This window comes from Chryseobacterium sp. KACC 21268 (genome assembly GCA_028736075.1).
GTDB lineage: Bacteria > Bacteroidota > Bacteroidia > Flavobacteriales > Weeksellaceae > Epilithonimonas.
Genome location: CP117875.1, coordinates 2,871,993 through 2,889,315 on the forward strand (window position 1 = coordinate 2,871,993; position 17,323 = coordinate 2,889,315).

14 protein-coding genes are annotated in these 17,323 nt (G+C 39.2%); 1 reads left to right on the top strand and 13 read right to left on the bottom strand.

Annotated features, from left to right (window positions below):
* Positions 1-2: 2 nt before the first annotated feature.
* From PQ459_13305 to gndA, 7 genes are all read right to left on the bottom strand, one after another.
* Positions 3-914 carry a carbohydrate kinase gene (locus tag PQ459_13305; protein WDF45875.1) on the bottom strand — a complete coding sequence of 304 codons (912 nt, stop codon included), beginning with the start codon at positions 912-914 and terminating at the stop codon, positions 3-5.
* Between the two features lie 35 nt (positions 915-949).
* Positions 950-1,957, bottom strand: a complete 1,008-nt coding sequence (locus PQ459_13310) for a LacI family DNA-binding transcriptional regulator (protein ID WDF45876.1) — start codon at positions 1,955-1,957, stop codon at positions 950-952.
* Between the two features lie 366 nt (positions 1,958-2,323).
* Positions 2,324-3,130, bottom strand: a complete 807-nt coding sequence (locus tag PQ459_13315; GenBank protein WDF45877.1) for a DUF4249 domain-containing protein — start codon at positions 3,128-3,130, stop codon at positions 2,324-2,326.
* A gap of 2 nt (positions 3,131-3,132) precedes the next feature.
* Complete coding sequence (locus PQ459_13320) at positions 3,133-5,466, bottom strand: TonB-dependent receptor (protein ID WDF45878.1); 2,334 nt, start codon at positions 5,464-5,466, stop codon at positions 3,133-3,135.
* 202 nt (positions 5,467-5,668) lie between these two features.
* Complete coding sequence (gene pgl, locus PQ459_13325; GenBank protein ID WDF45879.1) at positions 5,669-6,388, bottom strand: 6-phosphogluconolactonase; 720 nt, start codon at positions 6,386-6,388, stop codon at positions 5,669-5,671.
* A gap of 24 nt (positions 6,389-6,412) precedes the next feature.
* Entirely contained in the window at positions 6,413-7,897 is a 1,485-nt protein-coding gene (zwf, locus tag PQ459_13330) for a glucose-6-phosphate dehydrogenase (GenBank protein WDF45880.1), read from the bottom strand.
* A gap of 11 nt (positions 7,898-7,908) precedes the next feature.
* Complete coding sequence (gene gndA, locus PQ459_13335; GenBank protein WDF45881.1) at positions 7,909-9,327, bottom strand: NADP-dependent phosphogluconate dehydrogenase; 1,419 nt, start codon at positions 9,325-9,327, stop codon at positions 7,909-7,911.
* A gap of 392 nt (positions 9,328-9,719) precedes the next feature.
* On the opposite strand from gndA, the gene PQ459_13340 reads away from it, so the two are divergent.
* Positions 9,720-10,079: a prevent-host-death protein gene (locus PQ459_13340; GenBank protein ID WDF45882.1), complete on the top strand. Its 360-nt coding sequence runs from the start codon at positions 9,720-9,722 to the stop codon at positions 10,077-10,079.
* 67 nt (positions 10,080-10,146) lie between these two features.
* Here the strand turns inward: PQ459_13340 and PQ459_13345 are convergent, their stop codons facing one another.
* The 6 genes from PQ459_13345 to kdpB form a co-directional block, all read right to left on the bottom strand.
* Positions 10,147-10,323, bottom strand: a complete 177-nt coding sequence (locus tag PQ459_13345; GenBank protein ID WDF45883.1) for a histone H1 — start codon at positions 10,321-10,323, stop codon at positions 10,147-10,149.
* A gap of 209 nt (positions 10,324-10,532) precedes the next feature.
* On the bottom strand, positions 10,533-12,257 hold the full coding sequence (locus tag PQ459_13350) for an ATP-binding protein (GenBank protein ID WDF45884.1): 1,725 nt from the start codon (positions 12,255-12,257) through the stop codon (positions 10,533-10,535).
* Between the two features lie 7 nt (positions 12,258-12,264).
* On the bottom strand, positions 12,265-13,386 hold the full coding sequence (locus PQ459_13355) for a sensor protein KdpD (GenBank protein WDF45885.1): 1,122 nt from the start codon (positions 13,384-13,386) through the stop codon (positions 12,265-12,267).
* Between the two features lie 75 nt (positions 13,387-13,461).
* Positions 13,462-14,544 (bottom strand): porin, encoded by a 1,083-nt coding sequence (locus PQ459_13360; GenBank protein ID WDF45886.1) that lies wholly within the window; start codon positions 14,542-14,544, stop codon positions 13,462-13,464.
* Between the two features lie 21 nt (positions 14,545-14,565).
* Complete coding sequence (locus PQ459_13365) at positions 14,566-15,126, bottom strand: K(+)-transporting ATPase subunit C (protein ID WDF45887.1); 561 nt, start codon at positions 15,124-15,126, stop codon at positions 14,566-14,568.
* 148 nt (positions 15,127-15,274) lie between these two features.
* Positions 15,275-17,314, bottom strand: coding sequence for a potassium-transporting ATPase subunit KdpB (gene kdpB / locus PQ459_13370; protein WDF45888.1), 2,040 nt, complete (start codon positions 17,312-17,314; stop codon positions 15,275-15,277).
* Positions 17,315-17,323: the final 9 nt, after the last annotated feature.

Genomic DNA, 17,323 nt, shown 5'->3' on the forward strand with positions numbered 1-17,323 from the left:
ATTTAAATAGTTTGACCGTAATGTTCTTCACGGAAAGATTTGAATTCTTCATAAGTGTAATCTGGGCAAGCGCCAGATTTCGATGTGATAAATGCACCTAAAGCAACCGCCTGTTTCATAATCTCATCAGGCGTTTTCCCTTGAATCCTTTTAGATAAAAATCCGGCTAGGAAAGAATCTCCGCTTCCCACAGTATCGTTAACCTCTATCGAGACTGCTGAAAAATCGTAACTTTTATCTCCTACAAAATATCTTGCACCTTTGCTTCCTTTGGTCAACACGATTTCATTCATATTAAAATAATTTTGAAGATATTTTATACTGCTGTTTTCATCGATGTATTCTTTGTCCAAAAATTCGATGATCTGCCGCAGTTCGGCTTTATTCATTTTCACCAAATCAGCTTTACCCAACAATGTTTTCACCAAATCAAAATCAATAAAAGGCGGACGAAAATTGACATCAAACACTCTGAATTTTGCAAACTCGATCAATCGGAGCAATGTATTTTTTGATTCTTCATTTCTGGCGATCAGACTTCCAAAAACAAAAGCTTCAGCATTTTCTATGAGTTCACGATGCTCAGGACAGATCTTGATATGATCCCAAGCAATGTCATTTACAATATCGTAATGCGCTTCGCCGTGCTCGTCAAAACTGGCAATGACAGTTCCTGTTGGTTTCTCTTCATCGATTTGAATATATTCCGTAGAGATATTCCAGCTTTTGATTTGTTTTAGAAGATCATTTCCTAAAGTATCATTTCCGATCTTAGTAATCATTTTGACATCAACATCCATTTTGTCCAGGTTGTAGGCCACATTGAAAGGCGCACCACCCGCTCTGGATCCGGATGGGAAAATGTCCCAGAGTACTTCTCCAAAACAAACGGCATAAGATTTATTATTTTCCATATTAGATTAAACGTTTAAGTTAACTAGTAAAAAAATTATTTTATAGAATTTTTGATTATCAGACTGCCTGACAATGTTATTTTCTTTGCGGTTGTAGAATACTGATTGATCTGCAGATCCAGTAATTTGATTGCCTCATCTGCCATCTCTTCCAAAGGTTGTTTGACATAGGTGATCTCAGCAGGAAACAATTTATACGCTTCTGTCTCATCAAAGGCCAGTACGGAAACATCTTCCGAAACCTTGATGTTATTTTTAATCAAGTATGAAAGACCTGCCACTGCCAGCTTATTACTTGAAAAATATAGAGCGGTATTTTTTGGATTTTTACCTAAAGCATCCTTAAGTTTTGTGTGGATTTCCTCAGTTATATTATCAAGTCCTACCAAAATATTTTTGCTTTCTACCTCTTTAACTGCCGCTGATATACTTGCTTCGAAGCCGTGTTGTCTATCCAAAAGATGAGGCAATTTGGTATCATACCCAATATATAAAATCTTCTCAAAGTCCTTTTCCAAAAGATAAGAAGTTGTGGTTTCTGCAAGTTCCCGGTTGTTGAGTATCACACCTGGTACGTTGACGCCCTTCAAATAGCGGTCAATGGTTACAACCGGATAGTTTTTGTCCATCAATTTTTGGAGAGAATGTTCGGAACCGGCAACTGGAGCAACAATCATCCCATCTACCTGTTGTTGCGAAAACAATTCAATCAGCTTTTCAAATTTTTCTGCATTTTCGTCAGAACTTCCGATGATCAATGTGTAGCCTAATTTCAAAGCTCTGTCTTCGAGATTCCTGGCAATACTGGAATAGAAATCATTGGAAATGTCTGCTACAATAAGTCCTAACAACTTGCTTTTATTATTTTGAAGACTTCTCGCAATTCTGTTGGGAACATAGTTAATCGTTTCAGCTATTTCAAAAATTTTTTTCTTGGTATCCTCACTGATTCTTTGACCTTCTTTTTTGTTCAGAACGTAAGAGACTGTTGCCACGGAAACTCCGGCAATTCTAGCAATATCTTTAATGGACGCTCTTTTCATTCTTCAGATTAACAATGCAAAGTATTCTATAATAAATTAAAAAAACAATAGTTGATTTTTTTTCGCCAGTTTAAAAAAAAGTGTAATTTGGCAAATTTTTCAATCGCTAATATTAATCAAATAAAACATTGATTATCAAACAATTAGCAATCAATTATGTCTGGAATATTAATTCTATATTAATAAATAAGTGGTCTATTGTTAAATTTTGGTTAAACGTTTAATCCGATAAATTTAATAATATTTGTCTATTGTCGTGAAAATTAATGATAACGTCAAAAGTTATGTCGATTTTTTGATGATGTATATATCCAAATTCTTACTGTCTTGAATTTTTAAAGACAACATAAGTTTCACAAATGCCTACTACTCGATTATTACATTTTTCAATCTTACTGTATGAGCCGAGAAATATCCCAATGCACCATTACTAAAATTGCTTGGCGGATTTGTCGGCGTCAGACCACCACCAAATCCTCCTCCACCCGAGAGCTGAAGAAGTGCAGAGAAATAAGTATAAACTTTTTCATCAATACAATTCATCTCAACTTCTATCTTATCGCCGGGTTTCACTTTTACACTACCATCCTCGTCATCATTAGGTAACAATAATGGCCGTTGGTTTGGCAATCCGTTGTTGACATTATCCGAGAATTCCAAGAAATTCGTTTTAGAACGACCATTGACAGAATAACGGAAAAGATAACGATTTCCCAAAGCTGGCGGGTCGGTAAAAATCGGTAAAAGTGTGTAGCTCAATTCTCCGGCTACGAGAAAAGAATCCTGCTGTAAACCTTCAAAGTCTACTGCTTTTGGCATTGTGCTTTGTGCGACATATTCTTTTCCTTCTGCAAGGATTTTCAAAGTGTAAGTTCGCCCCTGCCGCCCTTGAAAATTCAATGCTTGGTAGAATCCGTTTCCAGCATATTGTAAAGTTTCTATTTGCCCAAGATCATTGCTCAACGTCACTTGCGCATTTTCAATCGCTGGATACTCATTACTTTGAGTGAAGGCGACTGACTTTGTAATTCTAACAAAATAAGGTCCGGCTTGGTCTGTGATATTTCCCTCGATGACGATTTTTCCACTTTGGTCTTCCAAATCCAGATTGATTTCCTTCTCACAAGAAACGATTAGAAATAACGACAATATGATTAAAAATAAATGCTTCATAATTAAAATTTGAAATTGTAAGTAATGTTCGGAACCCATCGGAACAAGGAAGTCTGCATTGCTCTCGTCGTTCCCGGATTGTCTGGATTATCTTCAAAATTGATGGTGTATGCATTTTGTCGACCATAAATATTGTAGACGCCAAACGACCAAGAACCTTTGAAACGCTTGTTGGAAACGGGTTCGTACGTGGCGTTGATATCCATTCTGTGGTAGGCTGGCATTCTGTCGGCGTTTCTGTTGCTGTATTGGAAAACCGTTTGTCCGTTCAGTTCATATTTTCCGGTCGGGAACGTGACGGCATTTCCTGTGCTGTAGAGAAACAATCCTGAGAGAGACCATTTTGGATTCAGTTCGTAAGTGGCTACAACAGAGAGGTCGTGGGTTTTGTCCTGTCTGGCGTTGTACCATTCGTCATCATTGATTCCGTTGATTTTTCTTTCCGTTTTTGACAACGTGTAGGAAATCCAACCTGTCAGTTTTCCGCTTTTCTTCTTGGCAATCAATTCCAATCCATATGCTCTTCCTTTTCCAAACAACAACTCGCTTTCAACATCTGAAGCAGTGTCAAACGTGATTTGGGCGCCGTTTTTATAATCGATTTGATTTTGCATTGATTTGTAATAAATCTCAGCATTCAATTCATAATTATTGTTGTTGAAGTTTCGGCTGTAACCCGCGCTAATTTGGTCGGAAATCTCAGGTTTCACCGTGTAACTGCTTCCAATCCATTGGTCGGTTGGATTTCCGCTTCCGCTGTTGCTTAATAAATGGAGATTCTGCGTGTTTCTGGAAAATCCACCTTTCACACTGCTGACTTCATTAATTCTGTAATTTGCTGTGATTCTTGGCTCCAAATTCACATAAGTTTTTCCGAATTTTCCTTTTTCCAGAAATTCAGAATTGACGATGGTTCCGTTTTCATAAGTGTTAAAAGTGTCGCCACCCAAAACGCTGAACATCGAAAGTCGCAATCCATAATTGATGGTCAACTTGTCGGTCGCTTTGAAATCATCATTGATGTAAAAAGCATTTTCCCAGGAATATCTCGGGTTTCTCGGAAAACTACTCACGCTGGTTCCGCTTGCACTGCTCGGAGAAATCGTATGGTAAATAGACTGCAAACCAAATCGAACTGAATGTTTGTTCCCTGCAAACCAAGTGAAATCTTGTTTCAAATTCCAGTCTTCAATCTGAGAATCAAGTCCAAAAGTATTGTCGTTACTGCTGAGAGCGACATTGTAGTTGTAGTTGCTGTAAATGAACGATGTATTCGAAAACAACTTGCTGTTGATAATGCTGTTCCAACGCAAAGTCGCCGTCGTGTTTCCCCAATCTGTGGAAAAAGTATCGCCCAAACCTAGAACGTCTCGCCCAAAATATCCCGATAAATATAATCGGTTATTGTCATTAATCTGATAATTCGCTTTTAAGTTCAAATCGTAGAAATAAAGTTTGCTGTCTTTAAAATCATCGGTCGCTTTCAGAAAAACATCGGCGTAAGTTCGTCTTCCGGAAACGATGAATGAAGATTTTTCCTTTTGAATCGGACCTTCAACACTCAATCGACTGCTAATCAAACCGATTCCGCCTGTGACATTGTAGTCTTTGTTGTTTCCGTCTTTCATTTTCACATCCAAAACTGATGACAATCTGCCACCATATTGCGCCGGACTGTTTCCTTTGATAATACTTGCATCTTTCAGCGCATCACTATTAAAAGTACTGAAAAATCCGAGCAAGTGCGAAGCGTTGTAAACCGGAGCTTCATCAAGCAAAATCAAATTCTGGTCGGTTGCGCCACCTCGCACGCTGAAACCACTGCTTCCTTCGCCATTGCTTTTGACTCCCGGCAAAAGTTGAATCGTTTTCATCACATCTTTTTCCCCGAAAAGAACCGGCAGTTTTTCAATTTGTTTGATGCTCAACGTTTCCGTTCCCATTTGCGCAGTGGAAAGATTCTTGTCTTTTTTCACAGCAGAAATGACGACTTCATCAATATTGGAAGTCTTTTCCTCTTTTTCTTGACTTAATGAAATATTGAGTTTCAAGTTCTCTTCCACATTAATAATCTGCTGAAAATCTTTAAAACCAGGATTCGAAATCATCAACGTGTAAGAACCTTTCGGAAGTGAAAGAGAGTAAAAACCATATTCGTTGGCAGTGATGGAAATCGTAGGATCTTCGGCAACTTTTACAGCCACGCCGATGAGTAATTCGCCATTTTTTTGATCTTTAATCGTACCGCTCACTGAGAAATTCTGCTGTGCAAAAAGGACGGAGCTAAAACAAATTGCGGCAATGGAAGTCGCAATTTTAAAGGATGATATCTGCATTGAGGTGTGTTACGCAGTAAAGATAATATTTTCAGGACTCAAAATCTAAGTTACACAGGTCATTACTTTAAATTTAAAGATTAAATCACATTGTAAATTGTTATTTTTTAATGGATTTACTTGCCGATAAATATTCATAAGAAAACCCTTAAAAAAGTTTAAGGGTTTTTATATTTAAATTGAAAATTTCTGAAGCAGAATATTAAACAGTCACCAATGTTTCAGAAGTTGTCAATATTTGCAGTTCGTTTTTTTCTGGTTTGATGAGTTGTAAAGGATACAAATTGGGATTGTACGCACCATTCAAAACTTCGTTCAAGGCAGACTTTTTTGACTTTCCAAAAGTAATGACCAAAACATTTTCTGCTTTATTGATGATTGGCGCGGTCAGCGTAATTCTGTACATTTCTTGTGGTGCCAAATAGTAAGCATCTACCCACTTTTCGGTTTCATTCAAAATCTCTTCTCCAGGAAATAGGGATGCCGTATGTCCATCATCGCCCATTCCTAATAGGATGAAGTCAAATCGACCTTCTTCTCCAAGAACCGTTCTGATGTCATTTTCATATTCTGCCGCATAAGCTTCGGGAGAAATCCCCTCTTTGTACATTGGATATATGTGATCTTTGGTGACTGGAACCTGATTCAAAAGGGTCTCAAAGGTCATCTTGGCATTGCTTTTATCATCATCCAGCGGAACCCAACGCTCATCTACCCAAAAGAAATAAATATTTTTCCAATCGATTTTTTCTGAATATTCTTTTGTCGCCAGCAATTCGAAAATCGCTTTTGGTGAACTGCCACCACTCAAAGCCACAACGAATTTGCCCTTCTGCCCTATTGATTCTTTGGCAAGATCACTGAACAATTCCGCTGCTTCTTTGTAAAGATGGTCTAAGTCATCTACTATCTTAACACTCATTTTAATAATTTTAATTAACTTATTTTATTCCCAAGTATGCTCTTCTCGTTGAAGTAACAATTCACATTGCTCCGGTCCACTGCTTCCCGCTGCATAATTTGGGAAAGATGGATCTGGATTGCTTTCCCAATATTCCTGTATCGTTTTCACAACATCCCACGCCTCCTCTACTTGATCAGAACGCATAAATAATGTCAGGTCTCCTTCCAATGCGTCCAAGAGTAAGGTTTCATAAGCTTCCGGCGTATCTTCTTTGCAGGAAAAATAATCGAAGACCATTTCAACTGGTTTCAGTTCCACGGTAAGTCCAGGTTTTTTTGTCATAAACTGAAGTCTGATATCCATCAAAGGTTGGATGTTGATGATCAGTTTATTTTGAGAAAGTGCGTGCTTTCCTGCTATGAAAGTTGATTGTGGAAGCGGTTTGAATTGGATAGTGATGTAAGAATGCTTTTCTTTCATTCGTTTGCCTGTGCGAACATAGAAAGGAACACCATCCCAACGCTCGTTGTCCAGATAGAATTTGATGGCAGCAAAAGTCTCGGTGTTGGAATCTGGAGCTACGCCTTCTTCCTCACGATAAGCCTTGAGCTCTTTCCCGTTCAATGTTCCTTTACCATATTGACCTCGGACAGCATAATGACTGACACGATCCAGTGGGATTCTTCGGATGGATTTTAGAACATCTACCTTGCGATCTCGGATTTCACCGGCATCCAAAGAAGCTGGCTGTTCCATCGCGACCATACAAAGGATCTGCAACAGATGGTTTTGGATCATATCCTTCAATGCACCTGTGACTTCGTAAAAACCGCCTCGGGATTCTACTCCAACTTCCTCTGCTACGGTGATCTGTACCGATTCTACATAGTGGCAGTTCCAAATAGGTTCGAAGATTGAGTTTCCAAAACGGAAGGCCAAAATATTCTGAACCGTTTCCTTTCCTAAATAATGATCGATGCGGTAGATCTGCTCTTCTTCAAAAGTTCTTGACAGCAAACTATTCAACTCTATTGCGGAACTTTTATCGTGGCCAAAAGGTTTCTCAATGATGATGCGATCTTGTGCTGGATTGGGAGCCAACGCCGCTTTTTTGAGATGTCCAGAGATCACCGACACAAAATTAGGCGCAATCGACAGATAAAACAATCTGTTTGCTCTCAAACCATATTCATCATCAAGTGATTTTAATTTTACATCAAGCTCCTGATAGGAATTATCCTCATCGATCTGATGTCTGAAGTAGGTGATATGGGACTGAAACTTTTCCCATTCTGCATCAATTGATTTTTGGTTGCGGGAAAAAAGAACTAAGTTTTCTTTGACGTAATTTTTGAAATCCTCATTATTTTTATCTGCTCTTCCCAATGCCACAATATTGAATTGCTCGGGCATCCGACCTTCTATAAATAGATTGTAGAATGCTGGGAAAAGTTTTCTTTTTGCCAAATCTCCAGTTGCACCAAATATAATTATACTGGTCGGCTGCAACGCTTTGTTGTCATTCATAGATTTGACGCTTAATGATTTGTAGATTCCCACTGGGTATGAAAGACACCATCCTGATCTTTTCTCTGATAAGTGTGTGCACCAAAGTAATCGCGTTGTGCCTGGATCAGGTTCACGGGAAGATTTTCTGTAGTGTAAGCATCAAAATAGGCCAAGACCGTTTGTAATCCCAATGTGGAGATTCCATTGGAAGTTGCAAAACCAATGGTCTTTCTCAATGAACTGATCTTAGATTTTACAAGCTTCGAAATATTTTCATTAAGAAGAATATTCGATAAATTCTGATCTTCTGTATATGCTGCGTAGAAAGTTTCCAATAATGAAGAACGGATGATACAGCCACCACGCCAGATCTTCACGACATCTTTCAATGGAATTTCAAAATGATATTCTTCAGATGCTTTTACCAGAAGTGACAAACCTTGCGTGTAACTGATCAAGGTAGCCAGAAAAAGGGCATCACCAACTTCCTGCACGAATAGTTCGGTATTTTCCGGTTTCGCAATTTCTGATTTTGGATATAATTTGGACGCCAGGATCCTTTCATCTTTATAAGAAGACAAAGTTCTGGATGCCACAGCAGCATCGATGGTCGGAATAGCGACTCCGTTTTCCAATGCTTCCTCGGAAGTCCATTTTCCTGTTCCTTTGGATCCTGCTTTATCCAGAATTTGATCCAATAAAAATCCACCTGAAACGGAATCTTTCTGTTGGAAAATATCTCTTGTGATCTCAATTAAAAAAGAATTCAGCTCACCATTGTTCCAGTCTTTGAAAACTTCGTAAAGCTGGTCATTGCTAAGTTCTGCACCTCTATGAAGAAGGTCGTAGGCTTCACTGATGAGCTGCATGATGGCATATTCAATTCCGTTGTGCACCATTTTGACGTAATGTCCAGCGGCGTCTTTTCCCATGTAAGCAGTACACGATTCACCGTTCACTTTCGCAGCGATGGCCTCCAACATCGGACGAACGGAATGGAAAGCTTCCAGATCTCCACCAGGCATAATACTTGGTCCAAACCTCGCTCCTTTTTCTCCTCCGGAAACGCCCATTCCCATAAAATGCAAACCTAAAGTTGCAAGGTCACTAATACGTCGATTGGTATCTTGAAAATAAGAATTCCCGGCATCGATCACGATATCACCTTTGGTCAGGAGTGGTTTGATATTTTCTAATCCCGCATCTACTGGTTTTCCGGCGGGAACCATCAACACTATTTTTCTTGGTGTCTCTAACTTAGCCACAAATTCCTCAAGAGAATCTGTACCAGAAACAGTTGTTCCTGAAGTTGCGCCGTCTTCTAATTCCTGAACTTTCAATTTGTCAAGGTCAAAACCTGCAATAGAGAATCCATTATCTGCGATGTTGTAGAGGAGATTTCTCCCCATCACGCCAAGGCCGATCATTCCATAATTATACTTTTCCATTTTTTACTTAAAATTTACTTTATTTCATTTGTACAAAATCGTTCTTAATTTTGCACGATCAAATGTACGAAGATTGGGAATAATACGTGGATCGAAAATTCTTAATATTATGTTATAATTTCAAGATACAATCGACATCTATGCTTTCAGAAGCGCCAATTAGAATCACTCCCACAAAAAATTTTGAGGAGTTGGACAGCTTTGAAATTTATAGATATTAATTCAGAATAATTGAAAAAAATTGCACTGTCAGAATCAATATTGCATTTCAATTTCTAAGAAAAACATACCTGTAGAAAGGATATATTCTACCTCATTTAAATAATCAACTTAAATCACTATTTTACTACTGAAACTAATTTGATTTTTGATAAATTTGCGTTTTTAAATCTATGAATTATAAACTTGAACTGCAGACACAAGATCCTGGATCAAACATTGTCTTCAATAATATCATATTAGACGTTTTCAAAGTAAATATTGTTGAGAGGTACAGCGGGAAAATGAATATGAAACCGAAACTTTGCGAAGTGGTGTTTAAGGTAAGAACCTTGGACGACCAAATCATCAAAAAGAAGGATGGCAACGTCAATACCTACATAAGAAATGATGGATTTACCAACTACAAAACTTTTATAAATGTTCTTTCTTCCTATCACTACAAGAAAAAACTAATCAACAGAAAGGAAGCAGAGCAGGATTTTGTCCACTTTATTTTAAGTCTTGTAGTCACTAATTATGAATTGAATTAATACTCAAATAGAACAGCCCACAAAAAAAAGCCTTGAATTATCAAGGCTTCTCTTTTTTTAAAATCAATTAAGCTTTAGTAGCTTCCAAAGAAGTTTTTCTAAACTCTTTTAATAATTTTTCGATGCTTAAAGATGCTTTACGCGCTCTTGTACCAGCTGCTTTGTTTGATTTTTCTGCTTGCAATTCAGCGTCTGCTTTGAACGCTTCAAATTCTGCGTTGATTTTTTCGATTAATTCTGTCATAATAAAGTTGAATAAAAATTATTGGCCGCAAAAATACATTTTTCATCAAACAATTCTTATTTTTTTTATTATTAAATGTGCTATAAATAGCATATTTTCTCTTATTAGACTAATGTTTTAAATCTTCAATTCTAAATTAATCGGCAAATAACTGTCCAGAAAGAAAATTTTCCGTGGCAGAATGGATAAAATTTCTGACTAGAAAAACACTACTTTTCTAACAGATTAAAAATAAATTTACTTCCCATTCCCAATTCACTTTCTACAAAAATTTCGCCGCCTTGTGCTTCAATGAATTGCTTACTTATCGTTAAACCAAGACCTGTCCCCTCTTTTTTTGTTCCGGGAATTTTGAAATAGCGATCAAAAACCTTTGAAACATATTGTGAAGGAATGCCTTGTCCTTTGTCGATTACAGAAAATTGTATCTTGTATTCCACTTTTTCTACTTTCACATGGATTTCCGAATTTTCGTGAGAATAACGAACCGCGTTTGACAGTAAATTATTGAGAACCCAAGCCGTTTTCTCAGCATCAGCCAAAACTTCCCTCAGACCATTTTCTATATTGATTTTGAAAATAATATGCTTCTGCTCTGCCGCCGATTTATTTGCATTAATCGCATCCTCGATGATCATTCTAATATCAGAGGCTTGTATGTTGAGCTGTATTGCACCACTTTCAACTTGTGTGATATTCAAAAGTTCTTTGGTGATCTTCAGTAATCTGTTGGCGTCTTCTTTGATGCCATTGACAAGCGTTTTCTGTTCCTCATTCATCATTCCAATCTGTTCATTTTCCAACAATTGAAGTCCCATTTGGATGGATGAGATCGGCGTTTTGAACTCGTGTGAAACCGTTCCAAGAAAATTAGTTTTTGCCAGATCCAACTCTTTGAAAGGCGTAATATTCCTTAACATAATCACTTGCCCGATGAATTGACTCTCCTTCTCTCCCGTCGGAACCACGTTGATATCGATGATCTCTTTTTCGAAATAACTTTCTTTTCCATCAGCGTAAATTTTCATTGTTTCGCTAGTACTCTTTTTATTTTCTTCAATGATGTCCTTAATAATATTTCTGATAAGATCATTTGTCACAGCTACGTCCTGAATCAATTTACCTACGAAGTTTTCTTTTCTTAGACCTGTGATCTTCAAGGCTTCATCATTGACGAAAAGAACTTTTTTGCCTTCATCAATGCCTATCACAGGATCATGCATATTATCGATCAGAGTTTCGATGCGGCGTTTTCCGCGGATGATCTTATCCAGTTTGCTTTCAGAATATTCCTGAAGTTTTTCAGCCATTATGTTAAATGACATCGCCAATTGCCCAAACTCACTTTTGCTTTCAAAATGAACCCTTTCTTTATAATTCTGATTCGCAATCTGTTTAATACTTTCTGTCAAAACCTGAATTGGATTGGCAATATTGGAAGGCAGATTTACCATCAGGATGAAGGCGATAATGAAGCATAACATTCCTGCAGCTGAGATGATGGCAATAGCGCTTTTCGCAGTCGCATCGGCAACACTGCTTTTATGCTCGATCGCGACCATATTGAGTTGCATCAGCTCGGCAATATCTCTTCTGATGGATGATAGTAATTTAGGATTGTCTGATTTTTCTTTTAATAATTGAAAATGCGTGGCTATATTTTCTGTTGCTTCCTTCTCGCCAGTTTCGGTCACATTTTTCTTTTGTTTTTCGAGATGTTTTTCAAAAACACCGAAGGCCGCCGGATCGGAACTGATCTCTTCCAAGGCCAACAGCATATTTCTGGAATATTGCAGTGTGTTGTAATTGGCGACCAAGATGTTATTGGTATCTTTTTTCAGTTGATTGATGTACCAGCCGCTGAGCACAGAAAGCACGATGATCATTAAAAAAAGCAAGCCTACGCCAGCGTTGAGTTTTGTTTTGATTTTCATTTTAATTTCAACTTAAAATTACAAGGTCGATGTTTTCCTGTGATAATTTATTCAAAAGCGAATTGAAAGTATCCGTGGCGACAATGACTTTCCAAAGGTTGAGATGTGGTTTCCCGATACAAACGGTTGTGATTTTCCGCTCTTCACATTGTTCCATAATTGCTCGTGTGACATTCGTACTTTCTACCTTGATGATCTCTGCTCCCAATTCGGTGGCTAATTTAAAGTTATTAATCAAATGCCGTTGCTTGTCCAGCGCAATTTTATCTGCACTTTCTCTCGGGATCTGAACATAGAGAAGATACCATTTGCTGTTGTAATAATTGGCCAGCCTCGCTGCTTTCCTGATGACGTTCTTCGCTGTTTTCTCGTTGGAGCTGATGCACGCCAGAAATTTTTCCTTTCTAATATTTTTGATATTTGAAACTTCGGTTTCCACTTTACGTTGAACCTGCGAAGCCACTTCTTTCAGCGCCAGTTCGCGAAGCTGCAGGATATTGTCATTTTTGAAGAAATTGCTGAGCGCCGAATTGATCTTTGCCGCGTCGTAGATCTTTCCAGCTTTCAATCTGTCGATCAATTCCTCAGCTGTCAGATCGATGTTTACGACCTCATCCGCTTGGGCCAAAACGCTGTCCGGAATTCTTTCCTTAACTTCGATATCTGTGATGTTTTTGACATCTTCATTCAGACTTTCGATATGTTGGATATTGACTGCGCTGATGACATTAATGCCAGCGTCGAGGATTTCCATCACATCTTGCCAGCGTTTTTCGTTCTTGCTGCCTTCGATATTGGTGTGCGCCAATTCATCTACGATCACGACTTCTGGGCGAAGATTGATTACTGCCTGAACATCCAATTCTTCAAGCTCTTTTCCTTTATAAAATAATTTTCTTCTCGGAATGATTGGTAATCCGTCCAGCAAAGCGTGCGTTTCCTTACGATTGTGGGTTTCGATGTAGCCGATTTTCACATCGATGCCGTTTGTTAGTAGGGAATGCGCTTCTTGGAGCATTCGGTACGTTTTTCCCACACCGGCACTCATCCCAATGTAGATCTTGAATTTCCCGCGTCTTGATTTTTTTATTAAATTAAGAAAATCCTGAGCTGACCTTTTTTCATCCATAACAGATTATCTATATCAAATTTAGGTAAATCCCTTGTCAAAAATTCAACAAGGGATTTGGTAATATGGAAACTATTAAAAACTTACGGCAAGCGATGTGACTGCCATAAAATTATTTTTGTTCAACCGATCATCTCGGTCGAGGAAAATATCGTCTTTGCTGCTGAGATTTTTCACTTCTGTACGCCAAACGAGATTTGGAAGGATCCAGTAATCTGCATTCACAGAATAGCCGAAGGTCTTGAATCCATTTTCTGTTCCCGTCGCAATGATGACGCCTTTTTCATCACTGTAATATTCGCCTCTTGCCGCAAAACTCAACTTGTCTGTGGCCGCATACTTTGCAATGATCACAGGCGAAAACCAAACATTGTGCTGATTGCTGCCTTTTATTTTTTGTTCCGCGCCGATATCGAAACCTGTGGTCAACGCCAACTTTTTACTCAGCTGAAAAATACCGTACAGATTATGGAAATACCGCATCTGTCTGATGCTGTCCGGCTTATCATTCCCAACGAAGGAACTGCTGTTTAGCGTGATCTTATCTGTCGGTTTGTAGGTCAATTGGTGTCCAAAACCAAGCGTCGAATTTCCATCCACTCGTTGAATTCTTTGCCAGCTATTCAGAACCAAACCACTGACCAACCATTTTCCGCTGTCGCTGGTGTAGGAAATTTTTGCACCACTTTCGTAATAAGGTGAATTCTCTGCCAAAAGACTTCTGGTCAAAGTCCAGCAATCTTTGCTGATGGCACTTTCGAAACCAATGTGTGAAGGCATAATTCCGGCATCGATCCATAGATTCTTGGTCTTCGAAATTTTCAAACCGATGTTGGCTTCATAAATGTTTTTGAGGACGCCAGGTTCTGCAGCATAATTGGAATTCATATAAGTTCCGGTTGCCAGAGATAGATTGGCACGCAATCTTTCGGTTTCGTAATTGGCTTTTACGAATCCGAGATTCAGATTGACCTCATTATTACGGTTGTGGCTGTAGATGAAACCCGGACGTGTGTTGTTCTGAGGATTGCTGAAATCGAATTGGTAATAGACCTCAGCGTAAGCCGAAATTTTCAATGGTTTCACATCGTCTTCCTGTGCAAACAAAGATGCGGAAGCGCCTAACATCATCAATGTCAATAGTTTTATATTTTTCATTTTTATTAATTTCATTTTTTATTATTTCAAACCGTCTAGCGCGATATTGAGTTTTAATACATTGATCTTTTCTGTTCCGAACAATCCCAGAAATGGTTTTTCTATATTGGATGCTACCAGATCTTGAATTTTGTTTTCATTAAGATTCCTGATCTTCGCAATTCTTTTCACCTGCACATCCGCGGCCTGCACGGAGATATTCGGATCCAATCCACTTCCGCTGGCGGTGACGAGATCAGATGGGATCTCGGCTTTTGAAACTTCAGGATTGTGTTTGATGAAGTTGTCAATTCGCTCCTGAACGGTTTTCAAATAATCCGGATTGGAAGGTCCTTTGTTGCTTCCTGCGGCTCCGGCTGCGTTATAATCTACAGCTGAAGGGCGTGACCAGAAATACTGATCTTCTGTGAATGCCTGTCCGACATTTGTATAATACTTTTTGTTGCCCACCGTGACAATCTCGCCTTTCCCATTGTTCGGAGAAAATTGTGCGATTCCGAAAATGATGAGCGTGTAAAATCCTGAGAAAAACAGAAGACAAACCAATGTCAGTTTCAAGGCAGGAAGAATATTTTGTTTCATTTGATTTAATTTTAAAGTTCGATTTTATGTTGTGGCATCTTTTGACACTGGATCTGCAGCCCGGCCTGAGTGGAGCTCATTTTTTTGTGGCTGGAAAAGCTGGGCAAAAAATAGCGGGAACGGAGGACGGAATAGCTGCCCAAATCATTTAAATAAACAGGGACACAATCAGGTCGATGATCTTGATTCCGACAAATGGGATCAAAACGCCGCCCAGACCGTAGATTAAAAGGTTTCTTCTGAGCAATGCACTCGCACCAATCGGTTTGTAGGCCACACCTTTCAGAGCCAGTGGAATCAAGACCGGAATGATGATCGCATTGAAGATAACAGCCGACAGAATGGCACTTTCCGGGGAATGAAGGTTCATAATATTCAGTCCTTGCAACGCTGGAATCGAGGCGATGAACAATGCCGGAACGATGGCGAAATATTTAGCGACATCATTTGCGATACTGAACGTGGTAAGCGTTCCTCTGGTCATCAAGAGTTGTTTCCCGATTTCCACGATCTCGATCAGTTTGGTCGGGTCGTTGTCCAGATCCACCATATTTCCGGCCTCTTTTGCCGCTTGTGTTCCGCTGTTCATCGCAACGCCCACATCTGCTTGAGCGAGTGCTGGCGCATCGTTGGTTCCATCGCCCATCATCGCGACCAATCGGCCCTCGGCTTGTTCTTTTTTGATGTAGTTCATCTTGTCTTCCGGTTTCGCCTCGGCAATGAAATCATCCACGCCTGCTTTTTCAGCGATATATTTGGCGGTCAAAGGATTATCGCCTGTGACCATCACGGTTTTGATTCCCATTTTTCTCAGACGTTCAAAACGCTCCTGAATGCCCGGTTTGATGATATCTTGAAGCTCCACGACACCCAAAACTTTTTCGTTCTCGGAAACGACCAATGGTGTTCCGCCGTTGCTGGAGATGGTTTTTACTGCTTCCTCGATTTCTTTCGGAAAAGGATTGCCTGCTTTTTCAACCAAGTTTTTGATGGAATCCGAAGCACCTTTTCTGATTCTGATGTTTTCATAATCCACACCTGAACTTCTCGTCTCTGCTGTGAAATTGATGAATTCGGGACTTTTTACCTCGTAACTTTTAGGGTCAATTCCTGCCAGTTCTATAATCGATTTTCCTTCTGGCGTTTCATCTGCCATCGAACCTAAGACTACCGCTTTCTGAAAATGTTTTTCGTCGATCCCGTTTGCAATATGGAAATGGGTCGCTTTTCTATTTCCAATCGTAATCGTTCCGGTTTTATCTAATAAAAGAACATCTACGTCACCGGCAGTTTCTACCGCTTTTCCGCTTTTCGTGATCACGTTGGCTCTTAAGGCTCTGTCCATTCCGGCAATTCCGATGGCTGATAGAAGTCCGCCGATGGTCGTTGGAATTAAGCAGACAAATAATGAGATAAAAGCAGAAATAGTGATTGGCGTATTTGCGTAATCTCCAAAAGGTTTGAGCGTTACCGTCACGATGATGAATACCAATGTGAAACCTGCCAAAAGAATTGTTAAGGCGATCTCATTTGGTGTTTTCTGTCTGGAAGCTCCTTCTACCAAGGCGATCATCTTGTCCAAGAAACTTTCTCCAGGTTCTGTGGTTACTTTGACTTTGATCCTGTCGGAAAGTACTTTTGTTCCGCCGGTCACACTGCTTTTGTCACCGCCAGATTCTCGAATCACAGGCGCACTTTCTCCAGTGATCGCACTTTCGTCAATGGTTGCAAGACCTTCGATGATCTCACCATCTGAGGCAATGATATCGCCTGGCTCACATAGGAACACATCGCCTTTTTTAAGTTGAGAGGAAGGAATAACAGTGATTTCATCATTAAAAATATCCCCCACCGGCTGAATCCATTTTGCAGGTGTTTCTTCTCTCGTTTTTCTGAGTGAATCTGCCTGTGCTTTTCCTCTTGCTTCTGCAATGCCTTCTGCAAAATTGGCGAACAATAAGGTGATAAATAAGACAGCAGTTACTATGATATTATAGATCAAACTTCCTTGATCTTTCTCGCCAAGTACGATCCAGACACAAACGCCGGCCATCACAATTGTTCCAATCCATACCATAAACATTACAGGATTGCGGAACATTTTGGATGGACTTAGTTTTATAAAAGACTGTTTCAATGCTTCATTGACCAATTCGGCCTGAAACAAATTATTTTGATTTCCTTTCATTTTAATTCA